Source organism: Lachnoclostridium edouardi, assembly GCF_900240245.1.
Classification (GTDB): domain Bacteria; phylum Bacillota; class Clostridia; order Lachnospirales; family Lachnospiraceae; genus Lachnoclostridium_A; species Lachnoclostridium_A edouardi.
Genome location: NZ_OESQ01000001.1, coordinates 1,905,991 through 1,931,169 on the forward strand (window position 1 = coordinate 1,905,991; position 25,179 = coordinate 1,931,169).

General features: G+C 43.6%; 21 protein-coding genes and 1 pseudogene. 15 read left to right on the forward strand and 7 right to left on the reverse strand.

What is annotated here, in order from left to right:
• The first annotated feature begins 45 nt into the window (after positions 1-45).
• Positions 46-1,431: a dihydropyrimidinase gene (gene hydA, locus C1A07_RS09010; protein WP_101876809.1), complete on the forward strand. Its 1,386-nt coding sequence runs from the start codon at positions 46-48 to the stop codon at positions 1,429-1,431.
• Positions 1,432-1,626: 195 nt separating this feature from the next.
• Here the strand turns inward: hydA and C1A07_RS16765 are convergent.
• Together C1A07_RS16765 and C1A07_RS09025 are read right to left on the reverse strand one after the other, a co-directional pair.
• Positions 1,627-2,332 (reverse strand): annotated as a pseudogene (locus C1A07_RS16765) (response regulator transcription factor).
• Entirely contained in the window at positions 2,319-3,290 is a 972-nt protein-coding gene (locus tag C1A07_RS09025; protein WP_101876811.1) for a sensor histidine kinase, read from the reverse strand. Before C1A07_RS09025 ends, C1A07_RS16765 begins: the two are co-directional and overlap by 14 nt.
• Positions 3,291-3,627: 337 nt before the next feature.
• On the opposite strand from C1A07_RS09025, the gene C1A07_RS09030 reads away from it, so the two are divergent.
• On the forward strand, positions 3,628-5,364 hold the full coding sequence (locus C1A07_RS09030) for a recombinase family protein (RefSeq protein ID WP_101876812.1): 1,737 nt from the start codon (positions 3,628-3,630) through the stop codon (positions 5,362-5,364).
• Positions 5,365-5,446: 82 nt separating this feature from the next.
• Here C1A07_RS09030 and C1A07_RS09035 read toward each other — a convergent pair whose 3' ends face one another.
• The 4 genes from C1A07_RS09035 to C1A07_RS09050 form a co-directional block, all read right to left on the reverse strand.
• A complete protein-coding gene (locus C1A07_RS09035) occupies positions 5,447-6,016 on the reverse strand; it encodes a GerMN domain-containing protein (protein WP_101876813.1) in 570 nt (189 codons plus the stop codon).
• Positions 6,017-6,032: 16 nt separating this feature from the next.
• Positions 6,033-6,494, reverse strand: a complete 462-nt coding sequence (locus C1A07_RS09040; protein ID WP_101876814.1) for a MarR family winged helix-turn-helix transcriptional regulator — start codon at positions 6,492-6,494, stop codon at positions 6,033-6,035.
• Between the two features lie 114 nt (positions 6,495-6,608).
• The gene (locus C1A07_RS09045; protein ID WP_101876815.1) at positions 6,609-7,130 is read right to left on the reverse strand and encodes a nucleoside recognition domain-containing protein; all 522 of its coding nucleotides are present in this window, start codon (positions 7,128-7,130) and stop codon (positions 6,609-6,611) included.
• A gap of 58 nt (positions 7,131-7,188) precedes the next feature.
• Entirely contained in the window at positions 7,189-9,009 is a 1,821-nt protein-coding gene (locus C1A07_RS09050; RefSeq protein WP_101876816.1) for a DUF885 domain-containing protein, read from the reverse strand.
• Positions 9,010-9,182: 173 nt separating this feature from the next.
• Between C1A07_RS09050 and metG the strand changes: the two genes are divergently transcribed.
• The 6 genes from metG to C1A07_RS09080 all read left to right on the forward strand — a co-directional run bounded on the left by metG (position 9,183) and on the right by C1A07_RS09080 (position 16,139).
• A complete protein-coding gene (gene metG / locus C1A07_RS09055; RefSeq protein WP_101876817.1) occupies positions 9,183-11,150 on the forward strand; it encodes a methionine--tRNA ligase in 1,968 nt (655 codons plus the stop codon).
• 146 nt (positions 11,151-11,296) lie between these two features.
• On the forward strand, positions 11,297-11,758 hold the full coding sequence (locus C1A07_RS09060; RefSeq protein WP_101876818.1) for a GNAT family N-acetyltransferase: 462 nt from the start codon (positions 11,297-11,299) through the stop codon (positions 11,756-11,758).
• 236 nt (positions 11,759-11,994) lie between these two features.
• Positions 11,995-12,999, forward strand: a complete 1,005-nt coding sequence (locus tag C1A07_RS09065; RefSeq protein ID WP_101876819.1) for a PdxA family dehydrogenase — start codon at positions 11,995-11,997, stop codon at positions 12,997-12,999.
• Positions 13,000-13,036: 37 nt separating this feature from the next.
• Positions 13,037-13,486 (forward strand): tripartite tricarboxylate transporter TctB family protein, encoded by a 450-nt coding sequence (locus tag C1A07_RS09070; RefSeq protein WP_101876820.1) that lies wholly within the window; start codon positions 13,037-13,039, stop codon positions 13,484-13,486.
• Between the two features lie 14 nt (positions 13,487-13,500).
• Entirely contained in the window at positions 13,501-15,015 is a 1,515-nt protein-coding gene (locus C1A07_RS09075) for a tripartite tricarboxylate transporter permease (RefSeq protein ID WP_101876821.1), read from the forward strand.
• 137 nt (positions 15,016-15,152) lie between these two features.
• Entirely contained in the window at positions 15,153-16,139 is a 987-nt protein-coding gene (locus tag C1A07_RS09080) for a Bug family tripartite tricarboxylate transporter substrate binding protein (RefSeq protein WP_101876822.1), read from the forward strand.
• A gap of 89 nt (positions 16,140-16,228) precedes the next feature.
• Here C1A07_RS09080 and C1A07_RS09085 read toward each other — a convergent pair whose 3' ends face one another.
• Positions 16,229-18,514: an AraC family transcriptional regulator gene (locus C1A07_RS09085; RefSeq protein WP_101876823.1), complete on the reverse strand. Its 2,286-nt coding sequence runs from the start codon at positions 18,512-18,514 to the stop codon at positions 16,229-16,231.
• A 246-nt stretch (positions 18,515-18,760) separates the two neighbouring features.
• Here C1A07_RS09085 and C1A07_RS09090 point away from each other — a divergent pair, with 246 nt between their 5' ends.
• From C1A07_RS09090 to C1A07_RS09120, 7 genes are all read left to right on the forward strand, one after another.
• Positions 18,761-19,861: a TRAP transporter substrate-binding protein gene (locus C1A07_RS09090; RefSeq protein ID WP_101876824.1), complete on the forward strand. Its 1,101-nt coding sequence runs from the start codon at positions 18,761-18,763 to the stop codon at positions 19,859-19,861.
• A gap of 10 nt (positions 19,862-19,871) precedes the next feature.
• Positions 19,872-20,378, forward strand: coding sequence for a tripartite tricarboxylate transporter TctB family protein (locus C1A07_RS09095; RefSeq protein WP_101876825.1), 507 nt, complete (start codon positions 19,872-19,874; stop codon positions 20,376-20,378).
• A 38-nt stretch (positions 20,379-20,416) separates the two neighbouring features.
• On the forward strand, positions 20,417-21,406 hold the full coding sequence (locus tag C1A07_RS09100; RefSeq protein WP_101876826.1) for a Bug family tripartite tricarboxylate transporter substrate binding protein: 990 nt from the start codon (positions 20,417-20,419) through the stop codon (positions 21,404-21,406).
• A gap of 17 nt (positions 21,407-21,423) precedes the next feature.
• On the forward strand, positions 21,424-22,938 hold the full coding sequence (locus C1A07_RS09105; RefSeq protein ID WP_101876827.1) for a tripartite tricarboxylate transporter permease: 1,515 nt from the start codon (positions 21,424-21,426) through the stop codon (positions 22,936-22,938).
• A 12-nt stretch (positions 22,939-22,950) separates the two neighbouring features.
• Positions 22,951-23,499 (forward strand): hypothetical protein, encoded by a 549-nt coding sequence (locus C1A07_RS09110; RefSeq protein ID WP_101876828.1) that lies wholly within the window; start codon positions 22,951-22,953, stop codon positions 23,497-23,499.
• Positions 23,500-23,680: 181 nt separating this feature from the next.
• A complete protein-coding gene (locus C1A07_RS09115) occupies positions 23,681-24,511 on the forward strand; it encodes a sugar phosphate isomerase/epimerase family protein (RefSeq protein ID WP_101876829.1) in 831 nt (276 codons plus the stop codon).
• Positions 24,512-24,520: 9 nt separating this feature from the next.
• Positions 24,521-25,174 carry an aspartate/glutamate racemase family protein gene (locus C1A07_RS09120; protein WP_101876830.1) on the forward strand — a complete coding sequence of 218 codons (654 nt, stop codon included), beginning with the start codon at positions 24,521-24,523 and terminating at the stop codon, positions 25,172-25,174.
• Positions 25,175-25,179: the final 5 nt, after the last annotated feature.

Consider the following 25,179-nt stretch of genomic DNA (forward strand, 5'->3'; position numbering starts at 1 on the left):
TCCTATCAACAATCTATCAACAATTTTAATGAGGAGGACTATACGATGAGCATGATTATTAAGAATGGTACCATTGTCACTGCCAGCAACACCTTCCGTGGCGACGTCAAGATTGAAGACGGCGTGATCGTTGCCGTTGGTTCCGGCATCGAGGTAAAGGAAGGCGATAAAGTCATCGACGCAACCGGCCAGTATGTTATGCCCGGCGGCATCGATCCCCATACCCACATCGGTCACCCCGATTATGTGGACAACTTCGAGGACGGCACCCGCGCTGCGGCGGTGGGCGGCCTGACCACTCTGGGCAGCTATCTGGAGCCGCCCACGGCCGGCAGAAATCTGCTGCAGACCTATGAGCACATGAAGGAAGAGGCTAAAGATTCCTGCATCGACTACATTCTCAATCCCATCATCAACGGCGCTTCTGTCCAGGACTTCCTGGACAACGCGGATAAACTCCGGGCCGCAGGCTGCGGCACCATCAAGCTGTTCATGGCTTCCCGCGGCATGGGTTACTATTCCGAGGATATGGCCCAGTACAAGATGATCAAGAGAGCCGGTGAGCTGGGCATGAACGTAGGTGACCACTGCGAAAACGGTGACGTCATCGATACCATCGTGGCGGAAGAGGTAGCCAAGGGGCACACCGACAATATCTACCACGGCCTGTGCCGTAAAACCTATCTGGAAGGCGAAGCTACCAAGCGATTTATCTCCATTGTCAAGGCGGCGGGCGCCATCGGCCGTGTGGTACATATCTCCTGCAAGGACGCTGTGGACGAACTGGTGAAGGCCAAGGAAGAGGGACTGCCCATTGTGGGTGAGACCTGCCCCCAGTACCTGCTCAAGGATATCAGCTATCTGGCCAGAGAGTTCTCTGAGTCTGCCAAGTGCATCTGTGCGCCTCCGCTGCGTGAGAAGTGGCATCAGGAAGTACTGTGGGATGCCATTCGCAAGGGTGTCATCACCACCGTTGGTTCTGACCACGCACCCGTTGCCTATGAAGGCATGCCCGTCAGCAAGGTTAACGGCCGTGAGTCCTTCAACAAGGTGCCCTGCGGCTGCCCTGGTGTGGAGGACATCTATCCGCTGATGTACAGCGAAGGTGTGGCTGCCGGCCGCATCAGCCTGCAGACTTTCGTGGCCATCACCAGTACCAACCCTGCCAAGGAGTATGGCCTGTATCCCAAGAAGGGCGACATTGCTGTTGGATTCGACGGCGACGTGGTGGTTCTGGATCCCAATCGTTCCCGTACCATCTCCGTCAAGACCCAGTATCAGAAAGCCGACTTTAATGCCTGGGAAGGCAAGACAGTCAGCGGTTTCATCACCCATGTGGTTTCCCGCGGCGAGGAGATCGTCTGCGAGGGCAAATTCATCGGAAAGAAAGGCCACGGTCAGTTCCTGCCCGCCGGTGACATCCAGCTGTAAGCGGGACATCAAAAGACATCGTTTGGCAACTCGCCACGGCGGGATGCTGTATGATATAATTTCTCTCTTCCGGTGCGGGTAAAACCGTTCCAACTCTCAGAAAGAAGCGGACAGTACCCACTGTCCGCTTCTTTTCCTGCCGCCAAAATCTCCTCCTGCCGCAATGCGGGTTCGGGCTGCGTACCCTGTGAAAAATCAGACATCATCGCTGTCTGCCATACGGTAGCCCACGCCCACTTCAGTGAAGATGTACTTCGGTTCGCCGGGATTATTCTCTATCTTACGGCGTATGTTGGCCATGTTGCCCCGGAGGATCTGGTTGTCGCCGCTGGCCCGGGGGCCCCACAGCTCGCGAATAATAAAGTCATAGGTCAGTACCTTGCCGGCATATTTGCTCAAAAGCGCCACCAGCCGGTATTCGTTGAGGGTCAGCTTGGCATTGATGCCGCCGACCAATCCTTGATGCTTATTGTAGTCGATGGTCAGATCTCCCACGGTGTAGGCTCCGGTACGGGCAATTTCGCTGTTGCCGGAGGCGGTGCGGGTATGGCGGATGGCAGCACGGATGCGGGCCAGCAGTTCATCGGTGCCAAAGGGTTTGGTCAGATAATCGTCGGCTCCCAAATCCAGAGCATTCACCTTGTCCCGTTCGTGAGAGTGGGCAGAGACAACGATCACCGGCAGACTGGATCAGCTGCTGGAGAATCTCCAGACCGTCCATGTCAGGCAGTCCCAGATCCAGTATGATGAGGTCGGGGCAATGGGAGGAGATCATGGACAGAGCCTCCGCACCGGTGCGGGCGATGAGGGCATCGTAATTGTTGGAGGCCAGCACAGTGGAGATGAAGTTGCTGATGCTCTGTTCATCCTCCACAATCAAAACTTTGTCACGAATTTTCATGGGGCATGCTTCCTTTCAGAAATGAGTCCTCAGACTGGGGCGGGGTCAGCGGCAGGGTGAAGTTAAATTCAGCGCCGCCGCTTGGGCGGTTTTGGGCAAACAAGGTGCCTCCGTGAGCACGGATAATGGCATTGCAGACAGACAGACGAAGCTCTGTCAGCCCTTTGCCGTGGAGCACGGCGTTTTCCAGCAGGTTATTCAGCACTTGTTCAATGAGGATTGCGTCCATCGGTACCAGCAGCAGTTCGTCGGGAATCTCCACACGAAGGGGAACCTGAGGATAGCGCTTGCGGAATTTGTGGGCGGTTTCACCCAGGATTTCTTCAGCGGCCTCCTCCTGCTTGGCCAGATCGGCAGCACCGTTGTTGCTGATGCGGGTGATGGACAGAAGATTTTCCACTACGCGGATGAGCCACTGTGCGTCGTCCCGTACGTCGGTGAGCAGGCTGCGTTTCTGTTCTTCCGTCAGAGTATCCTGATTGTCCAACACAGCAGAGGTGGCGCCTACGATGGAGGTCAGCGGCGTGCGGATGTCATGGGATACGGAGCGCAGCAAATTGGCTCGCATTTTCTCCTTTTCCGTCTCCGCCCGAAGCCGTTCCTGGTTTTTGATCTGGGTGGTGAGGGCGCTGGTGATCACCGCTACGGCAGTCATGGTAAAAAAGGTAATGGGATAGCCGGAGAGCGTAAAATCCAGTTCCCAATAGGGAAAGGTGAAAATATAGTTGACGGAAACCACACTGACCAGGGAGGCCAGCAAACCGTAAAAATAGCCGGTGGTCAGACGGGAGATCAGCAGTACCGCCAGTACGAAGATCAGATTCACAGGACCTTCGGAGTTGCTGGCACGCTGCAACAGGATGCACAGGCCGGTGGAAGCCAACAGAATTCCAAGGGTGATGCCCCAGCCCCGTGGGGAGGAGAGGGAAAGTTTCAAAGAGCATTCTGGTTTGGCCATAACATCACTCCTTTGAAAAGCCATAGTAAGTACAAAACATAATTATTACATCACAGAAATAAAAATGGTTCACGCTAAAAAACCGTTAAACCGTTAAGAATCCTTGAAAAATGTACGCATATGGCGGACAGCGCCGTTGGGGAAAGCAGCTGGGTTATGATCTGCTGCATGGGTTTTGGCGGGGGATAAAGAATAATTCTTTCCTTGACCAAAAATAAAAACAAGTTTACAATGGAATGCGTGGCCTAAAACTTCACAATAAGCAATGAGGTATCTTTGCTGCGCGAACAAAAGGGACGCCCTTTGATAAAAGGCTTTTACATTACAGGTGGGGAGAATGAACGGAATGGGACGGGAACAAGTACGCAGCGCCCTGCTGGATTATCAGCCGGACTGCGCTCAGGAACTGCAGGATCGGCGGCTGATGCTGGAGGCGCTGGAGCGCCCCAATGTGCTGACCCGGAGGGACGAGACAGAGCACTTTACCGCCTCCGCCTGGGTTATCGACTCCACCGGAGAGCAAAAGGCAATTTTAAGTAAATACGCAAGAGAAAATCATTTCTCAAATACTGCGTTTTTCGTGGACGACGGATATTCTGGAACGAACTTCAACCGTCCGAGTTGGAGCGAACTTCTGGAACGGATTGAAAACGGAGAAGTGGCGACGCTGATTGTCAAAGATATGTCGCGGCTTGGGCGCGACTATCTGAAAGTGGGCTTTTACACCGAAGTCCTGTTCGTGGAAAAGGGCGTGCGGTTTATCGCTATCAATAACGGCATAGACAGCGCAAACCAGCAGGACAGCGACTTTACCCCCTTTTTGAACATCATCAACGAGTGGTACGCAAAAGATACAAGCAAAAAAATCCGCGCTGTGATGAAGTCAAAAGGAGAAGCAGGAGAATACCTCTGCACAAACCCGCCCTATGGTTACATGAAAGACCCTGATAACAGAAAACGGTGGATTGTGGACGGAGAAGCCGCCGAAGTAGTTAAGCGGATATTTACCCTTTGTCTGGACGGTTACGGACCGTCGCAGATTGCCCGTATTCTGAAAGAGGATAAAGTCATAACGCCGACAATCCATTTTCAGCAGACAGGCAGGGCAACGAGGAACACATCGCCGGACAATCCCTACAACTGGACGGGAGATACCATAGCTGACATTTTGGAGCGTCCAGAATATCAAGGGCATACGGTAAATTTCAAGACTTATAAGCAGTCCTACAAAAGCAAGAAAACCTGTTACAATCCAGAGGAAAAGTGGCTTGTGTTTGAGAATACCCACGAGGCAATCATTGACGCTGACACATGGAAACGGGTGCAGGAATTACGGAAGAACAAACGCCGCCCGACGAGAACAGGAAAGACGAATATGTTTTCCGGCATTGTGCGCTGTGCCGATTGCGGCGAAAAGCTGTATTATTGCACAAGCAAGAATTTTGAAGCAAGGCAAGACCATTTTGTCTGCTCTACTTCAAGGCTCAAGGGGAAAGAGGTTTGCTCTACTCATTTTATCCGCGCCGTTGTCTTGGAACAGGGCGTACTTGCTCACATGAGATTGACGATTGCCTGTGTTGCTAACCACGAAGAACAATTCCGAAAAGCTATGGGTGCGAAACAGAAAGCCGAAGCGAAAAAGGAACTGGCGGCAAAGCGGCGGCAACTGACGCAAGCGGAACGCCGAATAGAGGAACTTGACCGATTATTCAAGCGTATTTACGAGGACAACGTGGGCGGGAAACTATCTGACAGCAGATTTCAAATGCTCTCCGGCGATTACGAGCAGGAGCAGGAAGAACTGCGGGAAAAGCTGTTGCGATTGAACGAAGAAATTAACGAACAGGAAGAACAAACAGAGAACATTGACAGGTTCATCAGCAAAGTACAGAAATATCTTAATTTGGACGAATTAACCCCCTCTGTTTTAAACGACATGGTAAAGGCGGTATACGTTCACGCGCCGGATAAATCAAAGGGGCATAGGGAACAGCAGATTGACATTTCCTATGACCTTGTGGGAATACTCCCCGCGTCTTTACTGAATGACCTGCAAAATGGAGAAACGGCATAGCCCACAAGCTATGCCGTTTCCCAAAAACATTTCTAATACTGTCTTATGAGTGCCGCCCTTTGGCGCACACTTTTTTGTTAAATTATTTAATTTCACCGTAGCCGCTTACATAATACAGATAATCTTCATCGCCCTGGTCGGCGTAATTCTCACCGTTTACTAAAAGCTTGATTTTATCTACATTAAAATTTTCAGTGAAGGTATTTCCAATGGAAATCTCTATTAATTCAGCGTTCTCTTCTGGAACCTGAGAAAGGTTTAAGGTTCCCAGCTCTGCAGGGGGGATATTTACAAACTCGTCAGAGCTTTCCTCAGCAGAGGTTTCAGGCTCGCCGGTAATTGTAAAATCTATTACAGAAGTGCCCTCGTCCAGAACTCCGTATTCAATCATCTTATCTACAACAGACTGAGCGTCCAGAACCTCTACGCCGTCCATCTCCTGAGTCAGTCCGGAATTGTCCTCCTTTGGAACATATACAGAAATAGAAGACAGAACAGGTGCGTTAGGATCCGGAACCTTATCCTCAGCTCCTCCTGGGGCCTGAGTCTCAAAAGACTCTGCTGTCTGAGCCTGCTTCTCCGGTGTAGGAGTGCATGCGGCAAGAGATAATACCATCATAGTACCAAGTAAACACATAGAAAATTTCTTCATAATTAGCTGTTCCTCCTTATACGTCTGCCTGAAAACTTCTGAACCAGGCGTCCAGACTTTTTAAGGCTTTCACTAGAGAATTCATTTCGTCAGGACTTAAAGCCTTAGTAATACTGTCTATCATGTGCTTGTGAAAATCGGCATGATGGTCGTACGCCCTGCGGCCCTTTGGGGAGAGAGAAATATAAACGACTCTTCTGTCCTCCCGGCCTCTTTCCCTGACCACATAACCCTTTTTCACAAGGCTGTTCATGGCAATAGTTAAAGTACCTACAGTAACAGAAAGCTCCTTGGCAATGGTGGACATGTTTTTTGGCTCCTCTGTGCCGATTGCCTGGATTACATGCATATCGTTGTTGGTAAGATCCTGATATTCCTGAGATATGAGGGCTTTCTCCTCTAAATCCATCACGTCCCGAAATAGATTTACCAGTGCATCATTTAACGTTGTATACGTATCCACTTTTCTCCCTTTCATCCTGTTGATCTAAAGTCTCCTACTGATTATACATGATTTTTGGAAGGTGTACAACCACTTAAATACTTAGAAAATTCTTACATTCTTGTGTTTTTTTTGTGTTTTTCCCAATGTTTATGAAAGAGTGAACAGGATGCTGGCCGCCATGCCGGCTCCGGTGGCAATTAAGGCCCCGGCCATAGTATACCTGGTTTTCGTGATTTTTAAGGTGCCAAAGTAGATACTGATACAATAAAATACAGTTTCAGTGCAGCTCATCAGCACAGAGGCAGTTAAACCGGCAGCAGAATCCGTTCCGTACTCCTTAAAAATATCCAGCACAAGGCCTACAGCCGCAGAATTGGATATCAGCCGCACAAGGGCCACTGGCACTACAGGCGCAGGCAGATGAATAAAGGCTGCAGGGGCCGCTAAAAGACCTCCCAGCCAGTCCAGAAAGCCGGAAGCTCTTAATACTCCTGCAGCGATCATCAGTCCTATTAAAGTAGGAAGAATTTGAAAAACAGTGGCCACCCCCTCTTTAGCACCTTTTAAGAAGTCGTCAAAAACAGGACGTTTAGAAAGAAGGGCAAAACCTATAATATAAAAGATTAGAAGGGGAATCAGGTAGTCAGAAAGAAACAGAATTACATTCATAAAAAATCAGCCCGTTTTTTCACAATGTATGAATTCCAGGCTGATTTTATACGTATTATTAAGATTGCTGAAGCCAATTTTGGAAATAGATTTTTAAAACAGTAAATGGAGCAGGGCCTGTTTCTAAAATAAACTGATGGAAAGCCTTGGCGTTAAATTTAAGGCCCTGGGCCTTCTCCGCCGCTTTTCTCATATTTAAAATTTCCAGGTATCCCACATAGTACTCCAGATAGTTGGCCGGATTTTCCACCATGGTCTGATAAATATTTTCCACCACATCGTCAGAAACAACAGTAAAATGCTGTGAAAGATAATCCTTTACCTGATCTTTGTTCCATCCGTAATAATTAATCCGCAGATCCAGGTAAGCGTGAAGACCTAATAATACAGAGCGATTGTATTTTAAAAGCTTCTGCAAACCAGGCTTTAACCCGTTGTCAAATTCATAAGAACACATTTCCACATAAGTGGCCCATCCCTCAGAATAGGAGCCAAAGGACAGCAGATGTCTTAAATGGCAGGTATCCTGATTAATAAAATACACAGTTTGATATAAATGTCCAGGATAACCTTCATGGGCCAAAGTAGGGTACAAAGGCTCATCCTTATACTGTTTATTTCTGTTAATATAAATTACATTGTCCTCATACCGGTCAATTGGCGGAGTCAAATAAAAAGCAGGGCTCAGGGACAATTCTAAGGCCTTAGGCACATCCTTAATTGTGTAATTGCACTTAGGAAGCGGAGGAAAATCCTTTTGAATCTGCTCCTGAAGGCTTAGAAGAATCTGGGAAGGCTCTGTGGGGCTAAAGGAATAATCATAAATGTCCTGGACTAAATCAGGATCAGATTTAAGAAGCAGGCCAATATTAACGCTGTCTTCGGAAATCTGCTGTTCAATGGCAGCATTTAAATCTGCAATAGAAGCATAGGAGGTGCCTGTGGTAGCCTGAACTAAATATTCATAATATTCCTTGCCCTCCGGATATCCGCACATTCCCTGGTCATTTACACCTGTGCCCTTTAAGCTTTCCAGAACCTGAATCAGCTGGCGGTATGCAGGCACAAAATGCTCCTCCAAGGCAGAATTGTGCTGGGTAATGTAGGAATTTTTTTCTTCATCAGAAAGCCCGGGAACTGTGTCCAGGCGTTCTTTAAAAGATTGAGACAAAAAGTTGTCGTCAGAAGACAGCAGATAGCTTTGACAGGAAATAATAATATTGTCAGCAGTGGCGTCGCTCATAAAAAGCCCTGCGGCTGACTTTTCCTTTTCAAATTTACCAATCTGCTCATAGTACTGGTCGATTTGACTGAGAAGCTGCAAGTATGTATCAATATCTTCTTTTGTGTAAAAGGTATACTCTGCCAAAAGCACAGGCAGCTGAGCCTGAACCCCAATAGTAGGAGCTAAAGGCTCGGTATAAAGCTCTAATCCCTGGCTTAAAAGAGCAGTGTCCAGATAATCAGCTAAAATATGCCAGGTAAGTCTTTGGTCGGCAGACAGATTTTCCGGGCTGAAGGAATCCAGCTGTTCCCGGACAGCCTTTGTGTCAGCCATATCTGTTTTGTAATCCTCCAAGGTAGCGCTTCCATATGACACAGAAGGATTTTGGATGCCAAAGGCAGAAGGGTCCGCCAGGGTGTAATGAAGAGAAAGCGTGGACTTTACAATCTCCTCCAAAAACAGGTCTTCCGTAAACTGGTCAAAGGCTTTTCTGTCTTCACTGTAAGAAGCGTGGTATACTTCATAATCCTGAGCGGACGACAAGGTGCTGTCCGCGGCATTTCTGGGAGTACAGCCGGTAATCAGAAGGACCGTCAGAAGAAGTACAGCTGTCAGCCTGTACAGGGCAGTTGATAATAATTTATTTTCTCTCATAAGATACCTCCAGTTCTCCTAATTATAATTTATATTCGCCAGTATGACAACTAATTCCAGAAAAACTGAAAACCCTGCATTTAAGCAGGCTTGACAGACTTGTAGGAAACGATTAAACTTGTATTTATTATATTATATAGAAAAAATTGCTAAAGCGGCAGGGAGGATATTTTATGTGCCAGAATTGTAAAAAACCATATTATATTACAACGGCCATTGCTTATACATCAGGTAAGCCTCACATTGGAAATACTTATGAAGCTGTTCTTGCAGACAGCATCGCCCGCTATAAAAGGGCAAAAGGATACGACGTTTTTTTCCAGACTGGAACTGATGAGCACGGCCAGAAAATCGAGCTGAAGGCAGCGGAAGCACAGGTTACGCCAAAAGAATTTGTAGATCAGATATCTGGAGAGATTAAGACCATCTGGGATTTAATGGATACTTCCTATGATAAGTTTATCAGAACAACAGACGAGGACCATGAGAAGCAGGTACAGAAAATTTTTAAAAAGCTGTACGATCAGGGAGATATTTATAAAGGATATTATGAAGGCCTTTACTGTACTCCCTGCGAATCATTTTTCACAGAGTCTCAGTTAGTAGACGGAAAATGTCCTGACTGCGGACGTGAAGTGCAGCCTGCCAAGGAGGAGGCTTACTTCTTTAAAATGAGCAAATATGCAGACCGTTTAATTGAGCATATTAATCAGCATCCTGAGTTCATTCAGCCGGTAGCCAGAAAAAATGAGATGATGAATAACTTCCTCCTTCCGGGACTTCAGGATCTGTGCGTGTCCAGAACCTCATTTACATGGGGAATTCCAGTGTCCTTTGATCCAAAACATGTAACATATGTGTGGCTGGACGCTCTTACAAACTACATTACCGGAATTGGCTATGACTGCGACGGAGACAGCACAGAGCAGTTTAACAAGTTCTGGCCTGCTGATCTTCATTTAATAGGAAAAGATATTATCCGCTTCCATACTATTTACTGGCCAATTTTCCTGATGGCCTTAGACCTGCCTTTGCCAAAACAGATTTTTGGACATCCATGGCTGCTTCAGGGCGACGGAAAAATGAGCAAATCCAAGGGAAATGTGCTTTATGCAGATACCTTAGTAGACTTTTTCGGCGTGGACGCCGTAAGATATTTTGTGCTCCATGAGATGCCTTTTGATAATGACGGAGTAATTTCCTGGGAGCTGATGGTGGAGAGAATGAACTCTGACCTGGCCAACATTCTGGGCAACTTAGTAAACAGAACAATTTCCATGACAAATAAATATTTTGGAGGAACTGTAACAAATACAGGGGTCAGCCAGCCGGTAGATGATGATTTAAAGGCCACTGTGCTGGAGGCAGTTAAAAAAGCTGATGAGAAGATGGATAAGCTGAGAGTGGCAGATGCAATTACGGAAATCTTCAATATTTTCAGAAGAAGCAATAAATATATTGACGAAACCGCCCCATGGACTTTGGCAAAGGATGAGGCAAATAAAGACCGTCTGGCACAGGTACTTTATAATTTAACAGAGGCTATTACCATTGGAGCTTCTCTTCTGGAATCATTTATGCCAAGAACCTCAGAAAAGATTTTAGCTCAGCTGAATACAGAAAAAAGACAGCTGGATGAAATGAATGAGTTCGGAAAATATCCGTCCGGCAATCAGGTGACAGAAAAGCCTGAGATATTGTTTGCCCGTATGGATATGAAAGAAGTAATGGAAAAGGTGGAGGCTATGAACGCCGCCTGCGCAGCAGAGGATCAGCCGGAAGAAGAACTGAATGTAATTGATATAGAAGCAAAGCCGGAGATTACTTATGATGATTTTGCCAAGCTGCAGTTTCAGGTAGGAGAAATTATTGCCTGCGAGGAGGTTCCAAAGTCTAAAAAACTGCTTTGCTCCAAAGTTCGGGTAGGCAGTCAGGTAAAACAGATTGTCAGCGGAATCAAAGCTCATTACACGCCAGAACAGATGGTAGGAAAAAAGGTAATGGTAGTTGTAAACTTAAAACCTGCCAAGCTGGCCGGAGTACTTTCAGAGGGAATGCTGTTGTGCGCAGAGGACGCAGAAGGCAATTTGTCATTAATGACGCCGGAAAAGGATATGCCTGCAGGAGCAGAGATCTGCTAAAAATCAGCTGTATGCCTATAGTGCCGGCAGCGGCAATAACAGATGTTTATAATAAAAACAGGATGTCTTTATATTTGGATTAAAGGTCTGAATAAAAGCAGGGCATCCTGTTTTTTCTATATTTATAGAAGATAGAGGGGAAAGAAATGATCATTCGGGAATATAGACCTTCAGACTGCAGAGAAATAGCAGAACTTTTTTATAATACTGTTCACACAGTAAATGCTGCAGATTACTCAAAGCCTCAGTTAAATGCGTGGGCAACTGGAAAAGTAGACTTAGAGAAGTGGAATAGTTCATTTCAGGAGCATAACAGCTTTGTTGTAATTGAAGATGAAATAATTGTAGGATTTGGGGATATAGATAAAACCGGTTATTTAGACAGATTGTACGTTCATAGGGATTATCAGGGAAAAGGCGTGGGAAGGATGCTGTGCGCCAAACTGGAACAAATGGTTCCTGGCGGGAAAATTACTGTTCACGCTTCCATTACAGCAAAGCCTTTTTTTGAAAAAAGAGGGTACAAATTAATAAAAAAACAGGAAGTTGAAAGACAGGGAATATTTTTGACTAACTTTATTATGGAAAAACAAGTAGAAAAACTTTAATAGAAACAAAAAGTGAGAAACATATGTTACTGAATGTAACTTGAATGAAACAAATTGAAATGAAGAAAAATAATAAATTGGATTTTCCTTCCATGTTTTGTGCATAGTGCATAAAAAAATAATCATAATTATGTGTGTTTTAGACAATGAAACCCCTGTTTTTAGAGTTGGCACATCCTTTGCTTTTAATACATGCAGATACATAATCAAGATTTAAAAAGGAAGGGGAAAATAATATGAGCAAAAAACCAGTATTAGGTATCATCTTAGGAGATGCAGCAGGCGTAGGCCCAGAGATTATTTCTAAATTAGCTGCTGAAAACTTTTATGATGAGTACTGCAAGCCAATCATCCTTGGAGATGTAAGAGTATTTGAAAGAGGATGCAAAATCAACGGAGTAGACGTAAAAACCCAGATTATCAGCGATGTATCTGAAGCTACATGGGAGGATGGAATCCCGGTACTGGATCAGAAAGATCTGGACCCTGAAAACGTTCCGTTCGGTCAGCTGAATATTGAAAGCGGACGTGCATGTTTAAATCTTTTAAAGCTGGGAATTGAATTATTCCAGTCAGAAAAAATCGACGGCTTCTGCTTCGGCCCATTAAATAAAGCGGGAATGATCCAGGCAGGCTGCAAATTTGAAAGCGAACATCACTACATGGCTCACCTGTTAAACCACACAGCTCCATTTGGAGAGATCAACGTAGTTGACAATATGTGGACAACAAGAACCACAAGCCATATTCCGATTGCTAAAGTAAGTGAGAACCTGACAGTTGAAAAGATTATGAGAGCTATTACATTAGCTAACACAACATTAAAGACAACTGGTCTGGACAGCCCAAGAATCGGCGTTGCAGCATTAAACCCACACTGCGGTGAAAACGGAAAATGCGGCAGAGAAGAAATTGATGTAATTGCTCCGGCAATTGAGGAAGCTAAGAAACAGGGAATCAACGCATCAGGCCCATGGTCATCTGATATTCTTTTCCACAAAGCATTTGTAGGACAGGAATTTGACGGAGTTGTTACAATGTACCACGATCAGGGACAGATCGCTCTGAAGTTGAGAGGCTTTGAAAGAGGAATTACAATCGCCGGAGGCCTTCCAGTGCCGATCGCAACATGCGGACACGGAACAGCATACGACATTGCAGGCAAGGGAATCGTACATACAACTTCCTTTGAGAACGCAGTAAAAATGACAGCCAAAATGGCAGCTAACGTAAGAGGCTAATATAGTTTAAAGTAACAGATTTTAAGGGGTGGATATAATGAAGAAATTTGGTACTAGACAATTAGTTCCCGTTCTGGCTGCTGTTATAGGTATTGTTTTTGCTTTTATCGGATTTACACAGCTGGGCTTTTGGAATGGCGTGGATGGACCGCAGCCGGGGTTCTTTCCAAGCATTATGGCAATTGTAATGGTTTTATCAAGCATTCTTGCCTTTGTACAGTCTTTAAAAGAAGATGAAAAAACGAAGTATGAAAAAGATGAGCTCCTTGTAGTAGCAGGAGGAGCCGGAATATTTGCAGGCAGCTTTATTATTGGCCTGCTTCCAACATGTTACCTTTTCGTTGTTCTCTGGTTAAAAATTTTCGAGAAAGAGACATGGAAAAATACATTAGTTGTATTGGCAATTATTGCTGCCATTACAATTGGAGTATTTTATATATGGCTCGGAATTCAGTTCCCAATGGGACTGTTTGAAAACTTTATGTAAGAGGGGGAAACGAGATGGGAAACATTGGATTATTGATGAATGGATTTCAGACCGCTCTTACAATAGAGAATATTGGAGCTGCGTTTTTAGGCGCAATTCTGGGTCTGATCGTAGGCGCAATGCCAGGTATTGGAAGCCTTGCGGGCGTAGCCCTTTTGCTTCCTCTGACATACAAGTTTAACCCAACTACAGCGATTATCATGTTGGGCGCTCTGTACTATTCTAACATGTACGGCGGAAGCTTCAGTGCAATTTTGCTGAATATTCCTGGAGACTCTCCGGCAGTTATGACTGCTTTGGACGGTTATCCTATGGCAACAAAGAAAAAACGTCCTGGACAGGCGCTTTTTACAGCCAATATGTCCTCCTTTATCGGCGGTACCATTGGTATTTGTATTCTGACCTTTATGGGACCTGCTTTGGCAGATATTGGTTTGAAATTCGGACCTTCCGAGATGACGGCTATTCTTTTAATTGCCATGACTTCTATCAGCTGGCTGGTAGGTGAAAACCCTACAAAGGGTGTAGTAATCACTATGCTTGGTATTTTGCTGGCAAGTATGGGTATGGATACCCTGTCCGGCTCTCCAAGATATGATTTTGGAAACATGCATCTTTTAGGTGGTATTCCTTTTACTCCGTTTATTATTGGTACAGTAGGCTTTTCACAGGTTATCAGCCTGGTTATGGAAAGAAACTCTGACGCCAGCAGAAAACAGGTAGGAGAGGGAATGAAGCTGAGCATTGGAGGAAGCTTGCTTACAGCCCATGACTTTAAGAGACTTCTTCCTCCTGCAATTCGTTCTGGTTTCCTGGGAACATTTGTAGGCGTACTGCCTGGAGCAGGGGCTACCACAGGTTCCTTTATGGGATATGCTATGCAGAAAAACTTTAAGAGCGAAGAAGAGATGGGAACAGGCGCTATTGAAGGTATAGCGGCTTGTGAGGCAGCCAACAATGCAGCTGCAGCCGGCGCATTTGCTCCCCTTCTGGCACTGGGAATTCCAGGTTCAGGAACAGGAGCCGTATTATTAGGCGGATTAATGATGTGGGGGTTGAATCCAGGACCATTGTTATTTACAAATGAGCCTGACTTTACATGGGGCCTTATTGCTTCACTGTTTTTATCCAATATTTTAACATTGGTTATTGCAATTTGCGTTATTCCATTCCTGCTGAAAATCCTTTCAGTACCGGTAAAATATATGATTCCATGTATTACATGTATTTGTATGGTAGGCGCTTACAGCTCCAGCTACTCTATGTATGGAGTGTTGATTATGATACTTTCTGGTATTGTAGCATATTTCCTGCAGAAAAACGGATATCCTACAGCTCCTATGATGTTATCCTTTGTATTAGCTCCGCTTCTGGAATCTAATATGAGAAAAGCATTTATTATTTCCGGCGGAAGCCTGAATATCTTTTTTACAAGACCAATTACCTGCGTACTGATGCTGATCTTCCTGGCCATGGTAGCAACTCCTATTATTAAGTCTATTATCAGAGCCAGAAAAAAACAGGCGTAGGAAAAGGTAATTAAAGTATAATTGAAGCTATAAAATTATGGGCCTGTCTAAGGGCAGGCTCATTGAAACATGATTTCTGCTGTCTGGAAGGTTGGACAGTTAGAAATAAATATAATGAAAAGAAGGGGTAAGGAAAAATGAAGAAAAAAATCGCATTAGCACTTGCAGGCCTGATGATGCTTTCTACAGTAGCAGGCTGTGGTAAAAAAGACGTTGGTGAAGATGGTAAATTTACACCACAGGATACAATCAACTGGACAGTAACCAGCTCCCCAGGCGGCGGAAGCGATATTTATACCAGAATGATTTCTGATATTATGACAAAGAATGAATTGATCAACGGCCAGACTGTAGTTGTAACCAACAAAACAGACGGCAGCGGTGAGGTTGGACGTAACGAAGTTGCCAACACAAAGGGTAAAAAAGCGAACTATACACTTTTGACATTTAACAGCGGCGACTTAATGCCAATGGTTCAGAATACAAAAAACAGAGCTGCAAACTTTAAGATTGTTGCAATCATGGCAGTTGATAAGCAGCTGATCTTCAAGGGCGAGAAAACAACATATAATGATTTTGTTGAGGCTATTGAAGCTGCAAAGAACGGCACAAAAGTTGTAATCGGCGGTTCTAAGGGCGACGACGTTGCTACATACGAGGCAATGTTAGAAGAAATTCAGGTTCCAAAGGAAAACTTAACTTACATTACATATGACTCTACAGGCGACGCTATTACAGCTGCACTTGGCGGACACGTTGAGTTTGTTATCTCTAAACCAGCAGCAGCTTCTGAGTACGTTGAGGCAGGCTCTCTGATTCCTGTACTGGCTCTGGCAACAGAAAGATATACAGGCAACCTGGCAGACGCTCCTACACTTAGCGAAATCGGCGACTACGAGGACGTAGAAGTTCCTGTATGGCGTGGCGTTGCAGCTCCTAAGGAAATGAGCGATGAGGCAGTTGCATTCTACAGCGAAGCATTAAAGAAAGTTTCTGAGACAGACGAGTGGAAGAATGACTATCTGGAGAAGAACAAATTAATCTCCAACTATATGGATTCAGCAGCAGCAACAGAGTTCGTTACTCAGTATGAGGCTGATTATCTGGCTACATTAGGACAGTAATTTTTATAAAACAAGCATATCTATCAGAGTACACTTTGCTGAAAAGCATAAAGGTCTGATGGGTATGCTTGTTTTAGTATAGGGCTTTTTTAATCTGTTTTTCTGCAGCTTGTTCTGTATTGTCCTGGAGTTGTATTTTCGTACTGTTTAAAGGTTCTCATAAAGCTGCGCACATTATTAAATCCAACCTGAAATCCAATTTGTTCTACAGTCATCTTTGTTTCCTCCAGCAGTTTTTTTGCTCTGGAAACTCTTAATGTATTAATATATTCTACAAATCCCATATTTAAGGTATCTTTAAAAAGCTTGCTTACATAAGGAGGGCTAAGGTGACAAAAGTCCGCCAGGTCGTTAAGGGAGATATCCTCCTGAAGATGATTATTAATATATTCCTGCAATCGCTCTGCAATCTTTCCTGAATGAGCCTTATTAAAGCTTTGCACCTGAGCCGCCGCAGATTTTACCATAGATTTTACAATAGCGCTTAGATCGTCAGGACTTTTGGCTTCTGACAGGGCGTTGTAGTAATCGTTGGAAGCGCTGCTGGAATCAGTCTGAAAAGAAAGCCCCTGTTCAATTAAAATGCTGAAGCAGGAGTTTGTAACAGCGGCGCCAATAGAGCGGATTTGTTCCAAAGAAAGCTCCTGCTGACTTAACTCCTTAAAAATATTTTCCCAGCCCAGCCCGGCTTCCTCTGGAGATCCAGCCCGGATACACTGCTTTAAAAGCTCCATGTATTTAGTGTCAGGAGGTTTTGAGGCGCTTTGCTCCTGGGAAACAGATTCCTCGCCTGTCTGGCTGTAATATTGATATTTCAGGGAATCTACCCCTTCTCTGTAGGAATAAGGCGCGTCAATAATGCTGTCATACAGCTGGCCTGTTCCAATGGCCAGAAAAGGAAAGAGAGGAAGCTGTTCCTGAAGTTCCTTAATTATTTTTACCAGGGCTTCCCGGCCGTCTAAAGGTTCGTTAAAATCAATATTTAATATTAAGGCCCAGGTGCTTCTGTTTGCCTTGAGAAAAGCAAAGGGCAGCTGCCAGCGGGATATTTTATTTTCAACAATCTGAGAAAGAGTGTACCTGTGAAGATTTCTGGCGTTTTCGTCAAAACGAGAGACATAATCTTCATAGTCTGGTATTTGGAACACCACAACTCCGTAACCATGAGTAGTAAATCCCTCATCTATAAAAGAAAGCTTTTCTTCCAATTCCCTTTCTGTAAACGAATCCCCCCTCAGCAGACTAAAAAAGAAGTCGTCTTTAACTGCAGGCTTCATATTTTCCAGCGCGGCGGACATGGAGGTATTTTTATTTAAAATGTCTTTATAAGCAGAATGAATCAGCTGATATTCCCCGGACAAAGACTTACCTGAAATAGTATCCTTTCCGCTGATAGTGTTTATTAAATTCCGGAGAGGCAGGTATAACCTGTAGGAAATTAAAAATGAAAGCAGACACAGAATAATTAAAGTAACTGCGGCTATTTTAAATAATAATTGAGAAATAGCTCTGTAGGAATTAAAAAATACAGGCATAGGAGCTGCGGCTATATAAGTCCAGCCTGTTACAGAGGAAAATGTATTCAGGATCACCAGTTCCTCGTTTCCTGTGTCATAAATAAAAGAGCCGTTGCTGCGGTACAGCTGATTCTGAAACTCCTGTTCCTTTTGATATGAAATATCAGAGGACTGAGAAAACAAGCATTTGCCGTCAGAATCATAGACAGACATCTGCAGAATCGCAGCCTCGTCAGGGAAGGAGAATAAAAAGGACTTTTCTATATTCAGAATCAGGCATCCTAAACTGCCGGAGGATTTTTTAGGGATATTCTGATATACAGTAATAAACTCTATGGGATCTCCGTCTGCAGGAGTATAAACTCTGTCCATCATGGGAGAATAAGTTCCGTCTATATAACAGTCTAAAGCTTCCTTGTCAAAAAAGTCCTGGTAAGGATATCCGTTTTTGTCAGAAGTTAAAACCAGCTTGTTAAAATTGGAAAATAAATATACCAGATCAATGCCGTTGTCAGCTGTTTTAATATCAGCTAAAGACTTCATAATAAGAGTATTCCGCTGAACCTCCTCAAACGTTGGATCTGTAATAAAGGACAAAAAGGAGCTGTTATCTGACAACTGCTCTGCAGACTGAAACGCGGAAAAAAGTCTGTTGTCAATTTTGCTTGTGTATTGAAGAAAAGATTTCTGGTTAAAGCGATAGCTTTCGCTTTTCCAGAAACGTTCAGCCATAGAAGAAAAATATAAAGCCATACAAACAAGAGGAATCACAGAAAAAATACTAAGGAGGAAAAAAGTTTTAAGAAAGGTAGAGCCAAATGTTTTCTTTTTGTTAAAAAAAGAAGATAGTTTTATCATAATGCTTCACTTCCTATTAATTCAATATAGTTTAAAATAGCTCAACTTACAGCAAGACTGATTATAACATAGTATTGCAAAATTTACAAATTTGGGAGAATAAAAAAAGACATGACAATTATTTTGACCAATAAATATAAGAAAAAATGTCATAGAGAATTAAAAGAATTGTCACTTGTTCCTAAATATACTCTTGGCTATAATAAACACATGTCATGCATGATGAAAGAGAAAGGTACCTGAAAAATGAATAAAAGAGCGTGGAAAAGGATTGGAACAGCAGCCATTACAGCGCTGGGAATTATTGGGCTGTCCGCCTGTAAAATAGGCGAAGATGAACAGCTTTCCTGGCTGACAAAGCCTGAAGGTTATAATGAGCAGCAGTCAGAGGAGGCAGAGCCTAATGATGTTAACTATAGTTTCCAAAAACCTGTGCCAATAAAAATTGCAAATTTTCTGGCCTATGATCACCCTGTTAATGTGGCCCTGGAATGTGTGTTAAAGCCTATGCTGGAGGAAAAAACAGAAGGCAGATATACCATTGAGGTTTACGCGGACGGTGACTTGGGCGGAGAAGATAGTTTTCTAAAAGGAATTAAAAACGGGACTATAGAAGCCGGAATTGCAGGCGTAGAACTGTCAGAGGAATATCCTGCCTTAAAGGTAGTGGACTTTCCGTTTCTGTTTGAGGATATTGACAGCAGCTATCAGGCGTTGACGGATAAGCAGGTGACAGATTTTTTAAATCAGTCTATTGAGCCGGCGGGAATTATGTGTAAGGGATATATTCTTACTGGGGTGCGGTCTATTTCTAACAATGTCCGCCCGATTACAACGCCAGAGGATTGTGAAGGTCTTACTTTAAGAACGCCGTATGTTACTCAGTTTATTGAGTATGCTCAGCGTCTGGGATTTCGCACAGTAAATTCCTCTGTCCCGGAAATCTATAGTGTTTTACAGCAAAAATTGGCAGATGGACAGGAAAATCCGCCTACGGCTCTTTTAACAAGCGGCTGGTATGAGGTTCAAGATTACTTGTCATTGACTCAGCATCAAATCACTTATAATTGGCTGGCAGTGAACAAGGAATTTTATAACAGCATGACAGCTGAAGATAAGCAGGCTTTTGACGAGTGCTGCAGCGCTTTCGCAGAAAATGTAAAAGAAACATATAAAAGGCGGGAGGCGGCAGATATTGAGGAGCTGAGAAAAAAGGGAGTGGAGGTAATTCAGGTAGACAGAGAACCCTTCCGCAAGGTAGGGGAGGATATGATAAAGGATTACTGTGAAAGATATCCTGAATTTTGGGAGATGGTTTCTCTGCTTCGGGAAAAAGGAGCCAGATAAGGAGGATGTTTTGAAAGGAATTAAAAAGACAAATGATTTTGTGCTGGGAATCATAATGATCATTGTAAGCCTTTGTCTGTTTTTTGGTAAGGTGACTACAAATGTACCTGAAATCAGCCAGGGTGGTTATCTGGCCAGGGCAGATGTTTGGCTTCAGATGATTGCAGTGTTACTAGGCGCTGCGTCCATTATTTTAATAATAACTTCTCTGGATTTTAAGAAGACGGGGAAAAGCGAGAAGTTTGAGTTTGTTATTGACAGTACGATCCTGTTAACTGTGGCGGCGCTGATTATATATGCGGCTCTTATGCCAATAATAGGGTTTATGATTACAACATTTGTTATGGTGCTGTTTTTAACAATTCTTTACACAGTTAGGGAAGAAAAAAGACAGTTCTCACAGCTGGAAATGGCGGATTGGCTGAGACTGGTGAAAAAAGGAGTTATTACGGCGGCAGTGATGCTTATAATTTTATGGCTGGTATTTGGAAAGCTGCTGGCTATCCAGCTTCCATAAAAAATAGGTTATAACTATATATTCAGGAGGAAATAGAAATGAAATTAAGATCAATCACAACAATAGGAGCTTGTCTTGTTGCAGCGGCGGTATGTTTAAGCGGATGCCAGTCATCTGGAGGAAAGAAGGCAGATTATCCGACAAAACCCATTAATGTTATTGTGCCATTTTCCCCGGGAGGAGGTTCTGATGTACTGACCCGTTCTATGATGGAGTATTTAGAGCTGCCTAATGATCAGACATTTGTTGCAGTGAATGTAGACGGCGCGGCAGGATATATTGGCTGCCAGCAGGCGTTTAACTCAGCGAACGACGGCTATACTCTGCTGGCCCACAATCCTATGGATGTTGTTTCCTATACATTAGGAGGGACTACAGATGTGTCTCTGTATACAGAATTAGAGCTGATTTGCGGAATTGCAGATGATTTTAATGTGCTGGTGACAAATAAACAAAGCGGATGGACAACCTTAGATGAAGTATTAGAGTATGTAAAGGCTCACCCAGGAGAGGTAAAGGTAGGCAATACTGGTTCCATGAACTGTAATATGGCGGATTGTATTAGGGTGCTGGACGCTTTGGGAATCCGTGAAGATGTAACTATTGTGCCTTACAACGGCGGTTCTGACAACAAAGTGGCTAACATGGGAAATCATGTGCAGTTAAGTGTAAACACAGGGGCAGATATTCAGTCAGCTGTTGAATCTGGCGACGAGATTCCTCTGCTTGTAATCAGCGACAGACGCTCTCAGTCATTACCTGACACTCCATGTACAAAGGAGCTGGGATATGATGTAGTTACTACAAAGCCAAGAGGACTTTACGCTCCAAAGGGAACCAGCCAGGAACAAATTGATATTATCAGCGAAGCTGTGAAAAATGTATGTGAAAATGAAGAATTCCAGCAGAGAATTTTAGATTTGGGACTGGAAGTAAATTATGTGCCTGGAGATGAGCTTCAAACTAAAATTGACGGCTGGGTAGAGGACATTAAGCCTGTATTTGAGGAAATGAAAAAGCAGCAGTAGTTTAAGGGGGAATTTAAATGGAAGCAATATTCGGAGGAATTACAGCAATATTTTCAGATCCCATGTGCCTGGCGCTGCTGGTATTTGGAGTATTCTTAGGAATTGTGTTTGGATGTATTCCCGGCCTGACAGCCACTCTGGGAGTTACCTTAATGATTCCCTTTACATACGGCCTGACAGCAGTTCAGGGTCTGACCTTGTTAATTGCTATTTATGTAGGCGGCATCAGCGGAGGCCTGATAACAGCTACGCTGATTAATATACCGGGAACGCCGTCGTCTATTTTCACCTGTTACGACGGATATCCAATGGCAAAAAGCGGGAAGCCTGGACAGGCTTTATCAATCGGTGTATTTGCCTCATTAATCGGAGGAACTGTATCTGCCCTGGCCTTGTTTTTTATTGCGCCGCCTCTTTCTAAAGTATCATTGATTTTTGGAAACTGGGAGTATTTTGCAGTTGCCCTTTTAGGCCTGGCAGTTGTTATTACCATGGCTTCCGACGATCTGTTAAAAGGAATTATAGGAGCCTTGGTGGGAATTGTATGTGGAAGTATTGGTTTAGACGCAGTTTCAGGAGCCCAAAGATTGACATTTGGCTCATGGCAGCTGATGAGCGGACTTCAGTCTACTGCCCTTATGATGGGATTATTTGCAGTATGTGAAATTTTAATCCAGTGCCGTGATTTAGGGAAAGAGAAAAAAGATACTAAATTGGGGAAAATGTCCTTCCTGCCGCCTATTAAGGAGATGAAGGATTGTGCTCTGCCTATAGGCCTTGGCTGTTTATATGGAACATGTATTGGAATTTTGCCTGGAATCGGCCAAAATGCAGCTACCTTAATTACATACAATCAGGCTAAAAAAATGTCTAAGCATCCAGAGCGTTTTGGCCATGGAGCCGCAGAGGGAATTTGTGCTTCTGAAACCTCCAACAACGCTGTAAACGGAGGAGCTTTAATACCTTTAATTACTCTGGGAATTCCAGGAGATTTAACTACAGCAGCCTTAATCGGCGGTCTGATGATTCACGGTCTGCAGCCTGGTCCTCTTTTATTTACAACTAATCTGGACGTAGTGGGAGCGATTATGGTTTCCTACTTCCTGGCAAATATTGTAATGTACGTAATGGAACTGGGGCTGATGAGAATTTTTGTAAAGGCTGTAAATATTAAATTCTCTTATTTATTCCCTGCAATCCTTATGTTCTGTTTGTTGGGAACTTTTGCCTTAAACAACCGTTCCTTTGATTTGTGGGTGTTGATTATTTCTGGTATTGGCGCTTATATTCTGACTCAGTTTAAGGTGGACATGGCGCCTGTAATTTTAGGATATATTTTAGGGCCTTTGGTGGAAAAATATCTGCGCATGGCCCTGACTGCAGAAAACGGAAACTTTGGAGCCATATTCCAGAGACCTATTGCAGCAGGATGCCTGCTTGTAGCCGTAATATTCCTTCTGATGCCTGTATTCAGCGCCGGATTCAGAAAGAATAAAAACAAATTAAATGAGCTTACTGTAAATGAGGATTAAGCTGGAGGGAATATGGAAATTCATTATGAAGTAACAAGATCAGATTATATTAAGCTGATCAGGCAGCAGCTGAAAAATTATAATAAAAGTTTTAAAGGCAGACTTGTATTTTTTCTTACCAATGGAGCCTTTGCGGCTGCAGCAGCTTACTTATTTTTGATGAAACACAATGAAACGGGATTTTCCAAAATCCTGCCTGTAATCCTGGCTGTTACTATATGGATAATGAATATTCACAGAAGATATTCTTATAACAGACGGGCGGAAATATTGTTTGAAAAGCTGATACAAAACGGTCTGTTAATTAAGGAATATCTGGGAGAACATCAGTTATATCTGGAGAATAATAAAATAATCAGAAAAATGGGAGCCCATGAAGATGGGCTCTCTCTGAATTCAATAATAAGAATACAAAATACAGATAATATGCTTTTGCTGTATACGGGGAGAGAAATATTTGAAATTATTCCGGATTGTAACGGTCAGAACAGGAAAAACAAAGAAATATTGGAAAAAATGTTTCAAAACGTTACTTTGGAAAATAAAATTGAAACGTGTTGAAACTTGACGGAAACAAATAAATGGAGTAAAATAAGATTAAGGTAAAAATATAGACAAAGAGCACAAAAACAAAAAGGAAAAATTGTGCAGAACCTCTAAAAAAGATCAGTTCAGATGGTTGGCACAATTTTTGCTTTTAATTTAAGTTAGTCAGATAATAATAAAAAAGGAGCAGGGGAAAATGAAATTATGCTATCAGGTTGCTACACCAGACGTAGCGATTGCAGACTCCGTAACAGCATACCAGGGCCCTTTGGCAAAAAGCTTCGGCGATCTGGCAGCTCTTGGTTATGATGGAGTAGAGCTGATGACGCTGAATCCGTCTAAGCTGGACTGGGCAGAGGTAAAGGCAGAGGCTGAGAAGAATAATCTTAGCGTTGTGCTGGTATGTACTGGAGAGATTTTCGGCCAGCTGGGATTAAGCTATACAAATCCAGACGAGTCTATCCGCAAAGAGGCTATCAGCCGTTCTAAAGAGATCATTGATTTCGCCAGCTATTTGGGAGCTAATATTAATATTGGAAGAGTACGTGGTCAATATTGCGCCCAGCTGACAAAAGAAGAAACAGAAGAGCTGGCAGTAAAGGCTTTTCAGGAGTTAAGCGATTATGCTGCAGATAAAAATGTAATGATTGCTCTGGAGACAGTGACAATTATGCAGACTAATTTTATTAACACCTTGGCAGAGGGCGCAGCTATGGTAGACAGGGTAAACCGTCCCAACTTTAAGCTGATGATGGATGTATTCCACCTGAATCTGGAAGAGAAGGATATCTGCGACGCAATCCGCAAGTACAGCAGCTACAATATTCATGTACATTTAGCTGACAATAACAGAAGATATCCAGGTCACTGCGGACTGGATTTTGAGAAGATTATCAGCACATTTAAAGAGTGCGGCTACGACGGCGCGTTCTGTACAGAGATTTTCCAGATTCCAAGTATGGAGGAAGCAGCGAAAGGCGCAGTAGAGCATTTGCGGCCGATTTTAGACCGTGTATACGGAAAGTAGGGATAAATAATGAAAAGTATTGCATTAATCCATACAGTAAAAAGCGTGGCAGATACATTTGAGGCAAAGTTAAGAGCAGGCGTTTCCCAGGACATTAAGGTTTACAATATGCTGGATGAGTTTCTGGCAAAGAATCCTAATGAAATCGGAGAGTTCACCATTGAAAATAGAAACCGCCTTTTAAACGATGTAAAAACTGCCGAGATGACAGGAGCAGATGTAATTGTTACAACGTGCTCTACATTAACTCCTGTTATTGAAATGATCCGTCCTTTTATTAAGGCTCCGGTAATTGCCATTGATGATGCTATGGCAAAAAAAAGCGTAACCTTTGGCCCTAAGGTTTTAGTTATGGCTACTGCGGAAAGCACTATTGAGCCTACTAAAAATAAAGTAGCTGCAGAGGCTGCTTTGGCAGGAGTTGAGGTAGAGCTGTCGGAGATGGTTCTCATGGATGCGTTTAAAGCTATGCAGAGCCAGAACATGAAAGAGCATGACCGTATTTTAAGAGACAGGTCAAAGGAAATTAAAGGTTTTGATTGTATTGTGTTGGCACAGGCATCCATGGCTCACATGGAAGCAGAGATTGAGAAGATTACAGGCTGTCCTACATTGTCCAGCCCGGCCCTCTGTATCGCCCAGGTCAATGAAGCAATAAAATAAAAGTA